The sequence below is a fragment of the Streptomyces cyaneofuscatus genome, assembly GCF_000718135.1.
In the GTDB taxonomy this organism is placed as follows: domain Bacteria; phylum Actinomycetota; class Actinomycetes; order Streptomycetales; family Streptomycetaceae; genus Streptomyces; species Streptomyces cyaneofuscatus.
The window spans coordinates 301,533-318,641 of sequence record NZ_JOEM01000004.1 but is presented as its reverse complement, the minus strand read 5'-3'; the positions used below and the strand labels follow the sequence as shown (position 1 = coordinate 318,641).

At 72.5% G+C, this 17,109-nt stretch carries 14 protein-coding genes and 1 tRNA gene; 10 read left to right on the top strand and 5 right to left on the bottom strand.

The features are described 5' to 3' along the window. Nucleotides 1-27: 27 nt before the first annotated feature. The 4 genes from IF17_RS0108680 to IF17_RS0108665 all read left to right on the top strand — a co-directional run bounded on the left by IF17_RS0108680 (nt 28) and on the right by IF17_RS0108665 (nt 5,977). On the top strand, nt 28-2,682 hold the full coding sequence (locus tag IF17_RS0108680) for an alpha/beta fold hydrolase (RefSeq protein ID WP_209437751.1): 2,655 nt from the start codon (nt 28-30) through the stop codon (nt 2,680-2,682). After that, nucleotides 2,679-3,590, top strand: coding sequence for an ABC transporter permease (locus IF17_RS0108675; RefSeq protein WP_030563830.1), 912 nt, complete (start codon nt 2,679-2,681; stop codon nt 3,588-3,590). Before IF17_RS0108680 ends, IF17_RS0108675 begins: the two co-directional genes overlap by 4 nt. A gap of 284 nt (nt 3,591-3,874) precedes the next feature. Beyond that, complete coding sequence (locus tag IF17_RS0108670; RefSeq protein WP_051883936.1) at nt 3,875-5,431, top strand: vWA domain-containing protein; 1,557 nt, start codon at nt 3,875-3,877, stop codon at nt 5,429-5,431. A gap of 78 nt (nt 5,432-5,509) precedes the next feature. Beyond that, on the top strand, nt 5,510-5,977 hold the full coding sequence (locus tag IF17_RS0108665) for an anthrone oxygenase family protein (protein ID WP_030563827.1): 468 nt from the start codon (nt 5,510-5,512) through the stop codon (nt 5,975-5,977). Nucleotides 5,978-5,995: 18 nt separating this feature from the next. Here IF17_RS0108665 and IF17_RS0108660 read toward each other — a convergent pair whose 3' ends face one another. Next, on the bottom strand, nt 5,996-6,871 hold the full coding sequence (locus tag IF17_RS0108660) for a peptidoglycan-binding protein (RefSeq protein ID WP_030563825.1): 876 nt from the start codon (nt 6,869-6,871) through the stop codon (nt 5,996-5,998). Between the two features lie 396 nt (nt 6,872-7,267). Here IF17_RS0108660 and IF17_RS0108655 point away from each other — a divergent pair, with 396 nt between their 5' ends. From IF17_RS0108655 to IF17_RS0108640, 4 genes are all read left to right on the top strand, one after another. Next, nucleotides 7,268-8,461: a sensor histidine kinase gene (locus IF17_RS0108655; RefSeq protein WP_030563823.1), complete on the top strand. Its 1,194-nt coding sequence runs from the start codon at nt 7,268-7,270 to the stop codon at nt 8,459-8,461. Then, nucleotides 8,458-9,126, top strand: a complete 669-nt coding sequence (locus tag IF17_RS0108650) for a response regulator (protein ID WP_030563821.1) — start codon at nt 8,458-8,460, stop codon at nt 9,124-9,126. The genes IF17_RS0108655 and IF17_RS0108650 overlap by 4 nt, the downstream gene beginning before the upstream one ends. An 83-nt stretch (nt 9,127-9,209) precedes the next feature. Continuing rightward, nucleotides 9,210-10,136: an ATP-binding cassette domain-containing protein gene (locus IF17_RS0108645; protein WP_030563818.1), complete on the top strand. Its 927-nt coding sequence runs from the start codon at nt 9,210-9,212 to the stop codon at nt 10,134-10,136. Beyond that, nucleotides 10,133-10,888, top strand: a complete 756-nt coding sequence (locus tag IF17_RS0108640) for an ABC transporter permease (RefSeq protein WP_030563816.1) — start codon at nt 10,133-10,135, stop codon at nt 10,886-10,888. Before IF17_RS0108645 ends, IF17_RS0108640 begins: the two co-directional genes overlap by 4 nt. On the opposite strand, the gene IF17_RS0108635 is transcribed toward IF17_RS0108640, so the two are convergent. Further along, a complete protein-coding gene (locus IF17_RS0108635; RefSeq protein ID WP_157851138.1) occupies nt 10,868-12,100 on the bottom strand; it encodes a hypothetical protein in 1,233 nt (410 codons plus the stop codon). The genes IF17_RS0108640 and IF17_RS0108635 overlap by 21 nt on opposite strands. A 41-nt stretch (nt 12,101-12,141) precedes the next feature. Beyond that, entirely contained in the window at nt 12,142-13,308 is a 1,167-nt protein-coding gene (locus tag IF17_RS0108630; RefSeq protein ID WP_030563813.1) for a hypothetical protein, read from the bottom strand. Nucleotides 13,309-13,400: 92 nt separating this feature from the next. Here IF17_RS0108630 and IF17_RS0108625 point away from each other — a divergent pair, with 92 nt between their 5' ends. Beyond that, nucleotides 13,401-13,877 carry a type I-E CRISPR-associated protein Cas5/CasD gene (locus tag IF17_RS0108625; RefSeq protein WP_106980153.1) on the top strand — a complete coding sequence of 159 codons (477 nt, stop codon included), beginning with the start codon at nt 13,401-13,403 and terminating at the stop codon, nt 13,875-13,877. A gap of 26 nt (nt 13,878-13,903) precedes the next feature. Next, entirely contained in the window at nt 13,904-14,611 is a 708-nt protein-coding gene (locus IF17_RS0108620; RefSeq protein WP_244890443.1) for a type I-E CRISPR-associated protein Cas6/Cse3/CasE, read from the top strand. 44 nt (nt 14,612-14,655) lie between these two features. On the opposite strand, the gene IF17_RS0108615 is transcribed toward IF17_RS0108620, so the two are convergent. Next, nucleotides 14,656-16,662 (bottom strand): TerD family protein, encoded by a 2,007-nt coding sequence (locus tag IF17_RS0108615; protein ID WP_030563810.1) that lies wholly within the window; start codon nt 16,660-16,662, stop codon nt 14,656-14,658. A 204-nt stretch (nt 16,663-16,866) separates the two neighbouring features. Next, a tRNA-Arg gene (locus IF17_RS0108610) sits at nt 16,867-16,939 on the bottom strand. Nucleotides 16,940-17,109 lie beyond the last annotated feature (170 nt).

Here is a 17,109-nt window from a genome sequence, read left to right as displayed (position 1 = left end):
GTTGCGTCTTCCGTTTAGGGTCGAGGGATGGAGACCCCTACTGCTCGATGGCGGCGCCTGCTGCCCCGTACACCTGGCCGGTGGGCCGCGGCCGTGGCCGCGCTCGCCGTGCTCGTGGGCGGCGGCACCTGGACCGCCGTCGCCGACGACGGCCCGCCCGCCGTGCAGCGCGAGGACCGGATGCTGCGGCCGGGCGGGGTGCCCATCGACACCTCGTACTTCACCGCCGGAGGTTCCGGTAAGCGGCCCGCCGTGCTCATCGGCCATGGCTTCGGCGGCAGCAAGAACGACGTACGGGCCCAGGCCGAGAAGCTGGCCGCCGAGGGGTACGCGGTGCTGACCTGGTCGGCGCGCGGCTTCGGGAAGTCCGGCGGGGCGATCTCGCTCAACGACCCCGACGGCGAGGTCAAGGACGTCTCCGGGCTCATCGACTGGCTGGCGAAGCGGCCCGAGGTCGAGCTGGACAAGAAGGGCGACCCCCGGGTCGGCCTCACCGGCGCCTCCTACGGCGGGGCCGTCTCCCTGCTCGCCGCCGGGCACGACCAGCGCGTCGACGCCATCGCGCCCGTGATCACGTACTGGAACCTGGCCGACGCCCTCTTCCCCGACGGGGTCTTCAAGAAGCTCTGGGCCGGGATCTTCGTGACCTCCGGCGGCGGCTGCGAGAAGTTCGAGAAGAAGCTCTGCGAGATGTACGAGCGGGTCGCCGTCAGCGGCAAGCCCGACGCGGCCGCGACGGAGCTGCTCACCGAGCGCTCGCCCTCCGCCGTCGCCGACCGCATCAAGGTGCCCTCGCTCCTCCTCCAGGGACAGTCCGACTCCCTCTTCCCGCTCGGCCATGCCGACGCCATGCAGAAGGCGATCAGCGCCAACGGCGCACCCGTCTCCGTCGACTGGATCTCCGGCGGCCACGACGGCGGCGACAACGAGACGAGCCGGGTCGAAGGGCGCGTCGGGGCCTGGTTCGACCGGTACCTGAAGGAGGAGACCGGTACCGACACCGGGCCCGCCTTCCGCGTCACCCGTACCGGAGGCATCGACTCCACCGACGGCGCCGCCCTCAAGCGCGGCGCGAGCAGCGACACCTACCCGGGGCTGCGCAGCGGCGGCCGGGAGATCCCGCTCGGGGAGGGGACGAAGACGTTCCGCAACCCCGCCGGCTCCGCCCCGCCCGCCATCTCCGCCGTACCGGGCGTCGGCGGCGGGCTCTCCCAGCTCTCCTCGCTCGGCGTCGGGCTCTCGCTCGACTTCCCCGGGCAGTTCGGCCGCTTCGAGTCGGCCCCGCTGGCCACCTCCGTCCACGTCACCGGCACCCCCACCGCCCGCGTGACCGTCAAGGCGACCGAGGGCCGGGACGCGGTGCTCTTCGGCAAGGTGTACGACGTGTCGCCCGACGGCAGGCAGCAGGTGCTGCCCTCCCAGCTCGTCGCCCCCTACCGGATCACCCCCGACCAGCAGGGCAAGCCGATCGAGCTGGCGCTGCCCGCCGTGGACCACGAGTTCGACGCCGGGCACCGGATGCGGCTCGTCTTCTCCGCGACCGACCTCGGGTACGCGTCCCCCGCCGAGCCCGCCACCTACACCGTGACCGCCGACGGACCGCTGACCGTCCCCACCGCACCCGCCGTCACCACCGCCGCCGCCACCCTCCCCTGGTGGACCTGGGGCCTCCCGGCCGCCGCCCTCGTCATCGCGGCCGCCCTCCTGCTCACCGCGCGGCGGCGGACCGCGACCCCGGCGCCGGACCCCGCGCTCACCGACGTACCGCTCCAGATCACCGGGCTCTCGAAGAAGTACGCGAAGTCCGTCGACCGGTACGCCGTGCGCGAGCTCTCCTTCCGCGTCGAGAAGGGCCAGGTCCTCGGGCTGCTCGGCCCCAACGGCGCGGGCAAGACCACCACCCTGCGCATGCTCATGGGGCTCATCACCCCCGACGAGGGCGAGATCCGCGTCTTCGGGCAGGCCATCCGCCCCGGTGCCCCGGTCCTCTCCCGGGTGGGCGCCTTCGTCGAGGGCGCGGGCTTCCTGCCGCACCTCTCCGGGCGCGCCAACCTGGACCTGTACTGGCAGGCCACCGGCCGCCCCGCCGAGGACGCGTACATCGACGAGGCCCTGGAGATCGCCGGGCTCGGCGACGCGCTCGCCCGTGCCGTACGGACGTACTCCCAGGGCATGCGGCAGCGGCTCGCCATCGCGCAGGCCATGCTCGGCATGCCGGACCTGCTCATCCTCGACGAGCCGACCAACGGGCTCGACCCGCCGCAGATCCGCGAGATGCGGGACGTGATGATCCGTTACGCGGCCGGGGGCCGGACCGTCATCGTCTCCAGCCACCTCCTCTCCGAGGTGGAGCAGTCCTGCACCCACCTGGTCGTCATGGACCGGGGCCGGCTCGTGCAGGCCGGGCCGGTCGCCGAGATCACCGGATCCGGCGACATGATCCTGGTGACCACGGCGGAGGAGGTGTCCGAGCCGCTCGCGGAGAAGGTCGCGTCCCTGCCCGGCATCGGCTCCGCCGTCCGCCTCGACGACGGGCGCGGGCTCCTCGTCCGCCTCGACGGCGCCACCACCTCGCGGCTCGTCGCCGACCTGGTCCGGCTCGACGTCCCGGTCACCGGCGTCGGCCCGCACCGCCGCCTGGAGGACGCCTTCCTCACCCTGATCTCCGGAGGAGCAGCATGAGCGCCCCCGTACAGCCCCCCGAGGCCCGGGTGGAGGCCGAGCACCCGGAAGCCGCCGGCTACCGCGCCGGGCGCACGCTTCCCCTCCGCGTCGAGGCCATGCGGCAGCTGCGGCGCCGCCGCACCCTGCTCGTGGGCGGGATCCTCGCCGCTCTCCCGTTCATCCTGATCGTCGCCTTCGCGATCGGCGGCACGCCGGACGGCGAGGACGGCGGTGGAGGCGGCCGGGGCGGCGGCCGGATCAACCTGATGGACGTGGCGACGGAGTCCGCCGCGAACTTCGCCGCCACCTCCCTCTTCGTCTCGGCGGGCTTCCTGCTGGTGGTCCCGGTGGCCCTGTTCTGCGGAGACACCGTCGCCTCCGAGGCGAGCTGGTCCTCGCTGCGCTACCTGCTCGCCGCACCCGTGCCCCGCGTCCGGCTGCTCTGGTCCAAGCTCGTCGTCGCGCTCGGCTTCAGCCTCGCCGCGATGGTGCTGCTGCCGCTCGTCGCGCTGGCGGCGGGCACGGCGGCGTACGGGTGGGGGCCGCTGAAACTGCCCACCGGGGGAGCGCTGGCCGCCGGGGACACCATCCCGCGCCTCGCGCTCGTCGTCGCGTTCATCTTCGTCTCCCAACTCGTCACGGCGGGGCTGGCGTTCTGGCTCTCGACGAAGACGGACGCCCCGCTCGGCGCGGTCGGCGGAGCGGTCGGCCTCACCATCGTCGGCAATGTGCTCGACGCGGTCACCGCGCTCGGCTCCTGGCGCGACTTCCTGCCCGCGCACTGGCAGTTCGCGTGGGCCGACGCGCTCCAGCCGGAGTTGGAGTGGGGCGGCATGATCAAGGGGGCGGCGATCTCGGTGACGTACGCCCTGATCCTGTTCGCTCTGGCGTTCCGCGGGTTCAGTCGTAAGGACATCGTGTCCTGAACCTGATGTTCCGCGGTTTCGGCGGCCGCGAAGGCGTCCCGCCCGGCCCCGTATGACCCCCGACCGGCCTCTGTTGCCGCATCGAGATGGTTCCGCAACGCTTTCGTCGACTCCGGTCGGCGGCCCCGTACGTCACATTCACAGGTGTCGGAGACAGGAACGCGACACCGTGATGACGTGGGGGGTTACGGATGGACCAGCGAAACGGCAAGCGATCAGGGGTACGGGCGGGGGGCTGGGCAGGGGCCCGGCCCGGGGCGGTGGCGCTGCTGCTCGCCGCAGGGATGGTGCTCACCGCGTGCAGCGCCGGGGGGTCGTCGGACGGCGCCACCGCGGACAAGCGCTCCGGCGCACGCCCGGCGCAGGGCACGACCGGCGGCGGGCAGCCCGCGCCCGATGCGGCGGCACCGGAGAAGGGCAGGCAGTCCGAGGAGAGCGGGGACACGGCCGAACCGGACCTCGCCGCCCCGGACTACCTCTCCACCTTCGCCCTGGACGTCGACACCGCCAGCTACGGCTACGCACGCTCCAGCCTCGGCGACGGCAGGCTGCCCGACCCGGTGAACGTACGGCCCGAGGAGTTCGTCAACAGCTTCAAGCAGGGGTACGAGCGTCCGAAGGGCAACGGCTTCTCGGTCACGGTCGACGGAGCCCGGATCACCACAGGCAAGGGCTCCGGCCCCTCCGACTGGTCGCTGCTGAGGGTCGGACTGGCCACCAAGGCCGCCCCGCCGAGCAGCGAACGCCCGCCCGCCTCGCTGACGTTCGTCGTCGACATCTCCGGTTCCATGGCCGGCCCGGGCCGGCTGGGGCTTGTCCAGAAATCCCTGAACATCCTCACCGACGAACTGCGCGACGACGACTCCGTCTCCCTCGTCACCTTCAGCGATGAGGCCGAGACCCGGCTCCCGATGACCCGCCTCCAGGGCAACCGGAACAAGATCCGGGACGCCGTGGAGGCCATGGAGCCCGCCCAGTCCACCAACGTGGAGGCGGGGATCATGCGCGGTTACGAGGAGTCCGTCAAGGGTCACCGCAAGGGCGTGAACAACCGGGTGGTGCTGCTCTCCGACGCCCTCGCCAACACCGGCGACACCAACGCCGACAGCATTCTCGAACGGATCGACTCCGCCCGCCGCGAGTACGGCATCACCCTCTTCGGGGTGGGCGTCGGCAGCGACTACGGCGACGCGTTCATGGAGCGGCTCACCAACCGGGGCGACGGCCACACCACGTACGTCGGTGACGAGGAGCAGGCCCGCAAGGTCTTCGTCGACCAGCTGCCCGCCCACATCGAACTCCGGGCGCGCGACGCCAAGGCCCAGGTCGCCTTCGACCGCAGGAATGTGAAGCAGTTCCGGCTGATCGGCTACGAGAACCGCAAGGTCGCCGACGAGGACTTCCGCGATGACAGCGTGGACGGCGGCGAGGTCGGCCCCGGCCACACGGTGACCGCGCTCTACGCCGTACGGCTGCGCGAGGGCGCCTCCGGCGAGGTGGCGAAGGCGACGGTGCGCTGGCTCGATCCCAAGACCCGCAAGGCGTCCGAGGAGAGCGGCTCGGCGCGGACCGGCACGATCGACGGCAGGCTGTGGGGCGGGGAGTCGCAGCGGCTCCAAGTGGCGGCCGTGGCGGCGTACTTCGCGGACACCCTGCGCGGCGGTGACCTGCCCGGCACGCCCACGCTGCGCGAACTGGCCTCCCGGGCCGGGAAGCTGGCGAACGAGACCGAGGACAGTTCGGTACGGAAGCTGGCGACGGCGATCGGCCAGGCGGAGGCGCTCAGGAACGGGACCGAGCCGGAGGACGGGGGCGACGAGGGCGAGGGGGAGATCGGCTGAGCCGCTCGGCACCATGACGGCGGGACCGCCTTCGCACAGTCAGGCGAAATGCGGCTGTGCGAACGGCGGTCACCGGTCATGATGACCGCCATGACCTCCCTCTTCCTGGTGCTCTCCGTGATCGTCACCGGCCTCTACGCGGGCATCATGCTGACGTTCCTGATCGCGATCATGCCCGGCCTCGCGGAACTGACGGACGAGCAGTTCACCGCGGCGATGCGCCGCTTCAACGAGAAGGTCCCCGGCCCTCTCTTCCTCGTCCTCTTCCTCGGCGTGGTCGCCCTGCCCGCCGCCGCGCTCTTCACCGGGCTCGGCGAGCACGACGAGGTGGCGGGCCCCGCGCTGGTGGGGGCGCTCGTCTGCGTGGTCGCCGGTCACCTGGTCACGATCGCCGGGAACATCCCGCTCAACAACGCGCTCGCGAAGTCGGAGGGCGGCGACGACAGCGCCGCCCGTCAGGCCTTCGAACCCCGCTGGAACACCTTCCACCAGGTCCGCACCGCCTTCGTGCTGGCGGCGTGCGTCCTGCTGGCCATCGCGCTGTAGGCCCGGGGGCGGCGGGACTCACACGTTGGGCACCTTGAGCCGGTCCCAGCTGGTCTTCCCCGGGATGCCGTCCGCGGCGGTGCCCGTGTAGCCCAGCTTGCGCTGCCAGGCGGCGTACGAGTTCCGGTCCGCCGTGGACCAGGACGGTCCGGGCCCCACCGTGTACCGGCCGCAGCCCTCGGCCACCAGGCGCTTGCCCATCGCCGTGACGATCGGGCTCTTGCGGCCGGCCGTGAAGAAGGACGCCCCGGGGAACGGCTCGTACGTCGGTTTCGGAGGCGGCTGGGAGGGCCCGTCCGGCGAACCGTCCAGCCGCTTGGCGATCCGGGTGCGCATCGAGCTCATGGTGAAGCCGCGCGGGTCGACCTTGCCCGGCTGCCACTCCAGGTGCCCGATCACCGACCGCTCGCCCCAGCCGTGCGCACGGCAGACGGCGGCGGCGGCCCGCTCGATCGCGAGCAGCTGGGCGGCGGGCCAGGGGTCCTTCCCATCCCCGAGGTTGACGCACTCGAAGCCGTAGAAGTACCGGTTGCCGTCGGTGTTGGCCTCGTTGTCCGGCGGCAGGGCCTTCTCCGCGATGACGGCACGCAGGACGTCGTCGTCGCCGAGCCCGGCGTGGTTGGCGCGCCCGTTCCCCACGAGGTGGACGGTCCCGTCCTTGGCGATGACCCCGTGGCAGAGGGGGCCGGGGAGGGCGGAGTGGCCGTTGTAGCAGAGCTCGACGGAGGAGGCTGTGCCGGATGTGACGGTGTGGTGGATCATGACACCGTGCGTCGGGCCCCAGGGCCCCTTGTGATTCCGGTTGTTCGTACGCCAGCTCCGGTGTTCGACGACGTGGAGGCCTTCGTCGCGGAGGGCTTTGAGCAGCTTGTCGGCGGACAGCGGCGTCGCCATCGTGGCGCTCCTTTCCAGGTGATGCGTGGGTTCGCAGGAGTGTTCGGCGGGTGGAGGGCAGGCTCGGATGCCGGACGGCACAACGAAGTTGCGCTCGCCCGAACGGGTTTGCGGAGAGGTGGGGGGCGCCCAGCGACGGGATTCCGCCTACGGGCCGTACAGGATCGATTTGCCCGTTCTTGCGCCGCCCTGAACGTCATCCCGTACCGAACGTTTCGTCGGCCCGCCACTCTTCTGCTGCGGATTCCGCTTAGGGGGAGGGGAGGGGCGGATGGGGCGGGAGTTCCCCTCCCGACGTCATGCCGACGTCACCCCCGTCGTCATGCCGACGTCACCCCCCCCGCCGTACTCCCCTCGTCGTATGCGCCCGGCGCCCCCGGCTCCTACGGTGAGGGGGTGATGACCTTCGCCCGCCTCGCCGCCCGCGTGCGCGCCCTGCCGCCGCTCGCAGCGGATCTGGCGGTGGTGGCGGTGGTGGGCCTGTTCACCGCGTCCGACGTGGCGGTGAACGACCCCGGCTACCGGCAGGACGACGCGCTCACCTGGGCCCTGCTCGCGGTCTCGCTCGCGGCACTGGTCTTCCGCCGCCGTCGGCCCGTCCCGGTGGCGTGCGTGACCGGGGCGGCGTGCGCCGGATGGGCGCTCCACGGGCACATCGGCGAGCTGCTGAACCTCCCGGTCATCGTGGCGCTGTACACGGTGGCCGTCCTCGGCGACCGCCGCCGCACCCTGTGGACCGGCCTGGTCGCGGCGACCGCCTCCGGGGTGGTGGCGCTGATCGTGGGCCGGGACGTGGTCAACCCGCAGGGGCTGCCGGTCCTGGAGATGGTCTGGCCGCTCGTACCGCTGCTGCTGGGCGAGGTGGTGCGGACCCGGCGGGAGCTGCTCGCGGAGTACGCGGCGCGGGCCGAGCGCGCGGAGGAGGAGCGGGAGCGGGAGGCGGCCCTCCGGGTGCGGCGGGAGCGGGTGCGGGTCGCCCGGGAGATCCACGACATCCTCGCCCACACGGTGTCGGCGATGACCGTGCAGGCCGGGGTGGCGCTCGACGCGCTGGACACCGCGCCGGAGGTGTCGCGCCGCGCGATGACGCAGGTGCGGGCCTCGGGGAAGGAGGCCGTACGGGAGCTGCGCGCCACGCTCTCCGTCCTGCGCGAGACGGAGTCCACCGCCCCGGCGCCCCGCCTGGACCAGCTCGCCGAGCTGGTGGAGGGGGTCGAGGCGGGCGGCGTACGGGTGGCCCTGCGCCGGACCCCGTCGGGCGCCGCCTACCCGGCGGTCGTCGAGGCGACCGCGTACCGCATCGTGCAGGAGGCACTGACCAACGTGGTGAAGCACTCGGGGGCCGGGCGGGTCGCGGCGTCGCTGACCGGCACGGACTCCGCCCTGCACATCGAGATCGTGGACGACGGCCCCCTCCGCTCGGAGCCCTCCACCGCCGATGCCGATGCCGCTGGCGGCTTCGGCCTGATCGGCATGCGGGAGCGGGTGCTCGCACTGGGCGGGACGCTCGCGTACGGTCCGGTGCCGGGCGGAGGCTTCCGCGTCCACGCGGTGCTGCCGACCGAGGGAACGACGGGCGGGACTCCGTGACCGTACGGGTGGTGCTCGCCGACGATCAGACGGTCGTACGGGCCGGGTTCCGCGCCCTGCTCGACCTCACCGCCGACCTGGTGGTCGTCGCGGAGGCGGCCGACGGCGTCCAGGCGGTGGAGGCGGTCCGGATGACCCGCCCCGACGTGGTCCTGATGGACATCCGGATGCCCGGCGTCGACGGCCTGGAGGCCACCCGCCGGATCGCCGGGGACCGGGCGCTGGACGGGGTCCGGGTGGTCATGCTCACCACGTACCAGGTGGACGCGTACGTGTTCGAGGCCCTGCGGCACGGAGCCGCGGGCTTCCTGCTCAAGGACATCGAGCCGGACGACCTGCGCGCCGCGATCCGTACGGTCGCCGAGGGCCGGAGCCTGCTCGCCCCGGCCGTGACCCGCAGGGTGATCGAGGAGTTCGCGCGGCTGAAGGCCCCGGAGGCGGCGGGCGCGGAACGGCTCGACGTCCTCACCGGCCGGGAGCGCGAGGTGATGGCCCTGGTCGCCGGGGGCCTCACCAACGAGGAGATCGGCAGGGAGCTGATCATGAGCCCGCTGACGGCGAAGACCCACGTCAGCCGGACCATGACGAAGCTGGGCGCCCGTGACCGGGCCCAGCTGGTGGTGCTGGCGTACGAGACGGGCCTGGTCAGACCGGGCGACCACTGAGGACCGGGCCTACTCCACCGGGAGTAGGCCCGGACTCCCACCGAGGGATTCGCATCCCCCGCCCCGCTCGTAGCGTCGGCCGCATGATCGAAGCAACGGAACTCACCAAACGCTATGGCGAGCGGACCGCCGTCGACCGGCTCTCGTTCACCGTCCGCCCCGGCCGGGTGACCGGCTTCCTCGGCCCGAACGGAGCCGGGAAGTCGACCACCATGCGGCTGATCCTGGGCCTGGACGCCGCGAGCGGGGGACGGGTCACCGTAGGGGGCAAGGCCTACCGGGACCTCCCCGTACCGCTCCGCGCGGTCGGCTCGCTGCTCGACGCCAAGGGCGTCCACGGCGGCCGCTCCGCCTACCACCACCTGGCCGGCCTCGCCGCGAGCAACGGCATCCCGCGCCGCCGCGTCGACGAGGTGCTCGACCTGGTCGGCCTGCCCGCCGCGACGGCCCGCGGGCGCGCCAAGGGCTTCTCGCTCGGCATGGGCCAGCGGCTCGGCATCGCGGCCGCGCTCATCGGCGACCCGGAGGTGCTGATCCTCGACGAACCGGTCAACGGCCTCGACACCGAGGGGATCCGCTGGATCCGCGAACTGATGAAGTCCCTGGCGGCGGAGGGCCGTACGGTCTTCCTCTCCAGCCACCTCATGAGCGAGATGGAGCTCACGGCCGACCACCTCATCGTGATCGGCCGGGGCCGGCTCATCGCGGACACCACGATGCGCGACTTCATCGAGACCAACTCCCGCGCCCACACCCTCGTACGCACCCCCGAACCGGAGAAGCTCCGCGCTCTGCTGGAGTCGGTGGGGGCACAGGTCCGCCTGGACGCCACGGGCGGCTGGCGGGTGGACGGCCCGGACGCGGCCACGATCGGGAACCTGGCCCGCGACCACGGCCTGGCCCTCCACGAACTGACCTCCACGCACTCCTCGTTGGAGGAGGTCTACACGGCGCTGTCGCAGTCGTCGGTGGAGTACCGGACCGAGAACCAGAAGGAGGCAGCCCGATGACGACACCGACGCTCGGATCCCAGGCCCTGTCCTACGAGTGGATCAAGTTCCGCAGCGTGCGCTCCACCCTGTGGACGACGGCGGCGACAGCCGTACTCCCCCTCTTGGGCGCGGTGTTCGTCGCGGCCACCGGCAGCCTGCAACCCGACGACACCGTTCTCGGCGGCAGTCTCACGCTCTCCGTCGTGGCCCAGATGCTGGCGGCGGTGGTGGGCGCGCTGGTGATCTCGGGGGAGTACAGCAGCGGCACGATCCGTACGACGTTCGCGGCCGTCCCCCGCCGGTCCACGGTGTTCGCGGCCAAGGCGACGCTGGTGGCGGCCGTGATGTACGCCCTCGCGCTGCTCTCCTGCTCGGCCGCGTACCTGGTAGGGGACGCGATGCTGCCAGCAGGCCGTTACGCCCAGGGCGACCCCCTTCCCGCCCTGTTCGGCATCGCCGCGTCCTTCGCGGTGGCGGCGGTGCTGGGCCTCGCGGTCGGCACCCTGGTCCGCCACTCCGCCGGCGCGGTCACCACGGTGATCGGCGTACTGCTCCTGCCGTCCCTCTTCGGCCCGCTCTTCGGGAACGCCGAACGCTGGATCGCCGGCCTCTCCCCGACGGCGGCCCTGGAGAAGCTCACCCAGACCTCGGACGCCACCTCCGACACGGTGGGCAGCCTGGGCCCCTGGCCCTCCCTGCTCCTGGTCGCGGCCTGCACGACGGCGATCACCCTCGCGGCCCTGCTCCTGCTACGGCGACGGGACGCGTGAGGGTGAGCGCCGTTCTCCGTCACCGGCCACGCCATGCACAAGGCCCGACTCCGCCAGCCGGGGAAGGGCCTCCGGCGCGAGCCGCGGCAGCAGCGGCAAGGCGTACCGCCAGTGCTCGCCCGCCAGCACCTCCCGCACGAGCCGCCGGGCCTCGGGCTCGTCCCGGGTGGTGCCGGTGCCTGCGTTGCCTGCGTTGACTTCGGTGCCGAGGGCGTCGGCGAGCGCGAGGAAGCGCAGGACGGAGGTGTCCTGCGGCGCCCAGCCGTCGGCGGCCGGAACGATGACGGGTACCCCCGCCAGGTAGGTCGCCACAGCTGCCAGGGCGGCCGCCCGCCCCTCCGCCGTCGAGGCCCGCCCGGCCACGGCCCGCGCCCCCGGGACAGCAACGGGCAGCACGCCTTCGGGCAACGGGGTGGAGGCCACGTATCGCTCCCAGCGGTCGAGCCTGCCCCCGAGAGCCACCACCCCCGAACGGCACCCGCTGACATCGAGCAGCGCGTGAGACAGAACCGCGCGCATGTCCCACCCCTGGATGCTCTCGGCCGGCCCGGCACAGAGCCCCTGAAGTGCCACGCACACTTCGCTTCCGGGCCGCCGGGGATCGGGAAGGGCGAGGAGGAGCCCCATGATTCGGGGCAGATGCCTTTCCCCACCTGGCACGAGCCTCGCCCGGTTCACCCCGAGGAGGTGCCGCCCGACGATGTGAGCGGCGGCTTCGGGGTCGTACGGGCCAAGCCCCACAGCCACGGCGGCCTGCGCCCGCTCAAGCTGCTCGCGTTCCTTCCCCGTACGCCCCTCCCCGGAGGCCCACTCCTCGGCAGCCTCGGCCGCACCCGTATGAGCGAAGGCCTGGCCGACGAGACCGCGCACGGCAGGATCGGCCAGGCCCCCGGTGGCCCCCGCAGCCTCCTCCGCATACCGCAGTGCCTCACCCCCGCGCCCACCCGCCGCACACCCCAACGCGACAACGGCCAGAGCCCCTGCCCCCTCGGCCGAGTCCGGCGGGCACCCCACGAGCCGCACGGCCTCCTCCGCGTAACCGGTGGCGGCGAGAGCTTGAGCCAGGGGGAGCCCCCAGCCCTGGGCTCCGGAGGCCGAGCTGTGCCCTTCCCACCGGGCGAAGGCCTCGGCGAGGAGGTGGCGTCCACGGACGGGATGGGTGGTCAACTCCTCCTCGATGCCGACGAAATCCGGCCCCGGGCCGACCGCCACCTCAGCCCGGCCCTTCGACGAGGAGCCCGCGCTTCGCCCCTTCACTGAGTTGGCCTGTTCCAGGACGTCATCGCCGAGCGTGTCCCGGCGCAGCTCGGGCGGAACCGCAGCCAGGAGCTTTCCGCGCTGAAGTCCACGTCGTGCAGAGCCTGTACGACACGTACCAGCGTGGTGGACAGTTCGAGATCCAGATGGGCGCGGTCGGCCGGGGAGAGCGCCTCGGGGGCGGCGAAGGCGTCGAGCAACGCCTGCTCGGCGACCTTGAGCATCCGGCGCGTCTGGTCCCGGCGGCCGCTGGTCAGGGCGCCCGCTCCCAGGGCGACCAGATCGACGTGGGTCAGGTCCGTCGAGGGTTCCAGGGCGTCGCAGGAATCCTTGACGACGTCCCGTAACGCGACATCCCCCGGCACCCGTGCCTTGATCATCTCCCCCCAGATCTCCAAGGCTTCGGCCTGCTCGTCGAAGCCTCCCTCGGCAAGTACCGAGGCATATCGGGAGACCTCGGTGAGCCACTCCACCCGCTCCGGGGCGAGAGCCTGTGCGGCCCTGACCCGGGACGCCCAACTCACCGCCTCACAGGGGATGACGGCACGCAGCGCAGCGCGCCCGGCCTCCTCCGCACCGCACGTGATGAGTGTGCGGCCCGCCTTGGCCAGCTCCTCCATGCCGTCGTCCTGCTCGGCGAACGGAGGTGTGGCTTCGGCGGCGCGCTCCGCCCATCGGACCGCTGCACGAGCGAGTTCCCCAGCATCCGAGACATCCGAGTCATCCGAGGTATCCGAGGCTTCCGCGGCGTCCGGCGCTTCCGCCCCGGACAGCACGGCCCGGGAGAGAGCCACGCGCGCAGCCACCTCCGGCGTGCGGTCCTCCCCGTCCGGGAGGAGGTCGAGCTGCGTCAGCGCTTCATCGAGCCGGCCCGCCTCCACGAGCCGCCTCTGGCGCCGAGGATCGAGAACGTACTGCTCAAGCCGTGACCTTTCGCAGAGCAGGCCCGGGTAGTACGAGAGCAGGTAGCGAGGCATGGTCCCGGCCCGTTCGTCCGTGAGCCAGGAATCGGCCCAGGCGTGCAGCCGACGGACACACTCCGCGCGCAGATCCGGCCCGGTCTTCTCCCAGGCCGTGCGCAGGAGTTCCCTATCGGCGAAGACATGGCTGCCGGCGCTGAGATCGTCCGGTACGAGACCCCGGCCCCAGGCGGTTTCCAGCATCCGCGCGATCTGGGCGTGGTCGCGGCCCGTCAGCGACCGGGGACACGTTCGGCCGTCATGAGGTCGAGGACTGGTACGGAGCGCCGAAGAGGATCGGCGCCGATCCGCTCTCCGGCGCCCTCGTCTCCGCCGAGGGGCGCAGGAACGCGATGATCACCGAGCGCTGGTATCTCGCCGACGCCGCCTTCCTGGTGGGCCTTCAGCACTCGGAGAGGGAGGTGCTGGATCGGATCGCGCACGCGCTGGAGCACCCGAAGCGGCTCCTCTGGCTCGGGCGCAAGTCCTGTCCGCCGTCGGGTCAGTTGGCCCTCACCGTCATGGCCTGCACGCTCGCCGAGGCCTTCGCCTCCGTGGCCCTGCTGCCCTCACCTTCCGACGCGCCTCCATCGGCCCGGGACAGCCGGCCGTGGGCCTGGATCGAGAGCGAGCGCCCCCTACCGGGAGTCGGTCCGGTCATGGACCAGCCGGTGAGCTTCCACGCCATGGGCCCGAAACACGCCGCGCGCTGGGAGACCGGGGACCGCGTCGCCATCGATCCGCGCGCCAAGGACTGGGACATCATCCTGTGAAGCAGCTTTCTGTGAAAGAGCCGCATGTGACGACCGCACGATTCGTCGCCACACAAACCCTCCTGACACTGGACGCCCGGCACCCTTACGCTGCCAAGTCGCTGATCGACGCCCAGGACATGCATCGCACGGTGATGAGCGGCTTCCCGGGCTGGGTCGACGACGGCAGCCGTGACGCCCGCGCGCAGATGGGCGTCCTGTCTACCTGGACGCTGAACCTCCGCGAGGCCCAGCTCTCGCTCGTCGTGCAGTCCCAGGTGCCCGGGGACTGGGGCCGCGTCCCGAGGGCGGCCCTCGCCGAGGAGCCGGAGACGCTGACCCTTGACCGTACGTTCTCCGTGGGCGAGACGGTCGACTTCCGTACCGTCGTCAACCCCGTGTACAGCCGTCCACCCGCACCGGGGTCCCCGGAGAAGACTCGCGGCCAACGGGTCGCCCACACCCGCCCCGACCATGTGAAGAGCTGGTTCGTCCGGCGACTTCAGCCGGCCGGCGAACCTCCCGTCGCTCCCGACGGCCTGACACGCCTGGGCGCCGACGCTCAGGCGGAACAACTGGCCGTCCGCATGCTGCCCCGTATCTCCAGCCCCGCCCCGCACAAGGGGCTCCGCCTCGTCCGCGCGGAGGTCCGGGGCAAGCTGACGGTGACGGAGCCGCAGACGTTCGTGGGGGCGCTGACGAGGGGGCTCGGGCACGGGAAGGCTTACAGCTGCGGGCTGCTGCTGGTGTGGTAGGGGCCGGGCCCCCGGCCCACCCGTTCAGTCAGCTTCAGTCAGCTTCAGTCCGCGATGTCGACGCCGTAGCCGCGTGCCAGGTTCGCGAGCCCGTCGTTGTACCCCTGTCCGACCGCGCGGAAGCGCCAGACCGGGCCGCGGCGGTAGAACTCTGCCAGGAGCAGGGTGCGTTCCGTGGTGGCGGCGTCGAGGGTCGCCCTGGCCAGGGGCGCGGCCCCGGTGCCGGGTACCGCGGTGACCTGGACCGCGCCGACGTCCCCGAAGGTCGCCTCTCCGTCGATGGCGGCCGCGACGGCGACCCTGCGCGAGGCGGGCGGGAGCGAGGCCAGGTCGACGGCGATCGTCTGTTCGGCCGGGCCGTCGGTGAGAAGGCGGACGGTGCCTGCGGGGTTCTCCGGGACGCCGTAGAAGACGAAGTCCTCGTCGAAGGTGACCTGTTCGTCCTCGTCGAGCACGAAGGCGACGACGTCGATATCGGCCGCCTCCTGCGGTTCCCAGGCCGCGGTGATGTGCCATGGCGGAGCCGCGTCCCGCTGCGGCGCGGCCAGGTCCACGACGCCGCCGCGCGGCAGGACGAGAGGGGACGGCGGACGGTCCGCTTCCCGCTCCGGTGACGAGGAGTCGGTCGCCGGGGAGGCCGCGCCGGGAGCAGCCCCGGAAGCGGCCCTGGGCGGGGTCCCGGGAGCGTTCAGCCAGTGTTCGTCATGGACGGGGAGCCCCAGCTCCGGCATGCGCCGCAAGCGGCGATCGGCCTCTCCTCCCGGCAGGAGGACGGCGTCGGTGACCGTGCGGGAGAGGTTGATGGCGGCCGAGCCGCCCAGCTCGACGACCCTGGTACGCGCGGCTGCCGCGGCGGGATGTGTGCCGCCGAGTATGAGGACCCGCCGCCCGGCCAGGGGGCGGACCGTCGTCGTCGCTGGGATCGGTTGGCGCGCGGCCGGGACGGCCGCCACCTGCGTGGAGGGGACGGCCGTGAAGGCGGGGACCGCCGTAGAAGCAGGGGCGGCCATAGGGGCGGGGGCGGCAACGGCGTTCCCTGGGACGGCCGCCGCAACCCTGGACACCGACGCCGCAGCCCCGGACACCGACGCCACACCCCCGGACGCCCCAGCCCCCTCAGCCGCACCCCGGTGCGGCGTTCCCGCGCGTACGTCACCCAGCAGCCGCAGGAACGTGTGCTCGTCGATCACCGGTACGCCCTCGGCCGCCGCCCGCCGGGCCTTGGCCGAGGCCGAGCCGGCCTCGTTGGTGACCAGCGCGCTGGTGTGGCGGCTGACCGACGACATCACGTTCAGCCCCGCCGCGACCGACCGCGCCACGAGCTCCGCCCGCGAGGTCGCCGTCTCGCCGGTGATGGCGATCTTCATGCCCTGCACGAGCGGACCGTCCGCCTCCGCCTGCCCCGGATTGCGGTACGCGCACGGCGTCTTGGGCGGCTGGGGCGCGAACTGCACGTCCTGGCGCGGCGGGCATGCCACCAAGGGCAGGGGCAGATCGAGCCGTGCGGCCTCCCGGAGCGTCGCGCGGAGGATGCCGGCCAGCACGCGGGTGTCGTCCAGGGCGTCGTGCGCCCGCGTCTGCTCCACGCCGTAGTGCGCCGCGAGCGTGCCCAGATTCATGTCGGGGGCCGGCGGGTCCACCTGCCGGTTGAGGGCGAGGGTGCACAGCCGCCGGGAGACCGGCAGGTACAGGCGGGCCCGCGCGAACTCGTGCGCCAGGAAGTCGTAGTCGAACTGGGCGTTGTGGGCCACCAGGACCCGGTCCTGCAACAGCGCCCCGATCCGCCCCGCGACCTGCTCGAAGGTCGGCGCCCCCAGCAGCCGCTCGGCGGTCAGCCCGTGCACATGCACCGGCCCCGGATCGCACCCCGGGTTCAGCAGGGTCGAGAACTCCCCGGTCTGCTCCCCGTCCGGACCGATGGTCACCACCGCGACCGACAGCACCCGGTCCCGCCGCGCGATGACCCCGGACGTCTCCACATCCACCAGCGCCCAGTCGAAGGCGTAGTCACGCAGGCCGGAAACATCACGCGATGGGGAGCTCAGGGTCATGCCCGCAAGAATGATCCGGCATGTGCCCAGTCCTCAACCGGAATGGCCTTTTTCCCGGACATACGAAGGCTGCCGGCTTGCCAGGCCCGGCGCCGGACCCTCTCTTACGCCCCACTACCCCGCTCCCCGCTAACCTGCCCCGACCAGCGAAAAGGCCCTCCGGGCGGAGGGCCTCGCGGTCGTGCAGTCATCGTGCGGTCGGTGCGCCCCCGGCAGGACTCGAACCTGCGGCCAAGCGCTTAGAAGGCGCCTGCTCTATCCACTGAGCTACGGGGGCCGGGAGCCCTGATCGGGTGGTTCCGTGGCCATGCCGGGACAAGGATAGGGCTCCGATCGCCTGGACCCGGTTGCTTCACCTGCGTGGCACGATGTGGAGGTTCGGTGAAGCGAACCGATAATCGCAGGTGAGTGCGGATCGTGCATAGCTTTTCGCTCCCTGTGGCCCGG

Coding starts and splice junctions, on each gene's coding strand:
- IF17_RS0108665 (WP_030563827.1), top strand. CDS start 5,510: ATGATGACCGCCATGACCTCCCTCTTCCTGGTGCTCTCCGTGATCGTC.
- IF17_RS0108640 (WP_030563816.1), top strand. CDS start 10,133: ATGACGACACCGACGCTCGGATCCCAGGCCCTGTCCTACGAGTGGATC.
- IF17_RS0108660 (WP_030563825.1), bottom strand. CDS start 6,871: ATGGCGACGCCGCTGTCCGCCGACAAGCTGCTCAAAGCCCTCCGCGAC.
- IF17_RS0108615 (WP_030563810.1), bottom strand. CDS start 16,662: ATGACCCTGAGCTCCCCATCGCGTGATGTTTCCGGCCTGCGTGACTAC.
- IF17_RS0108645 (WP_030563818.1), top strand. CDS start 9,210: ATGATCGAAGCAACGGAACTCACCAAACGCTATGGCGAGCGGACCGCC.
- IF17_RS0108675 (WP_030563830.1), top strand. CDS start 2,679: ATGAGCGCCCCCGTACAGCCCCCCGAGGCCCGGGTGGAGGCCGAGCAC.
- IF17_RS0108670 (WP_051883936.1), top strand. CDS start 3,875: ATGGTGCTCACCGCGTGCAGCGCCGGGGGGTCGTCGGACGGCGCCACC.
- IF17_RS0108680 (WP_209437751.1), top strand. CDS start 28: ATGGAGACCCCTACTGCTCGATGGCGGCGCCTGCTGCCCCGTACACCT.
- IF17_RS0108630 (WP_030563813.1), bottom strand. CDS start 13,308: ATGCTGGAAACCGCCTGGGGCCGGGGTCTCGTACCGGACGATCTCAGC.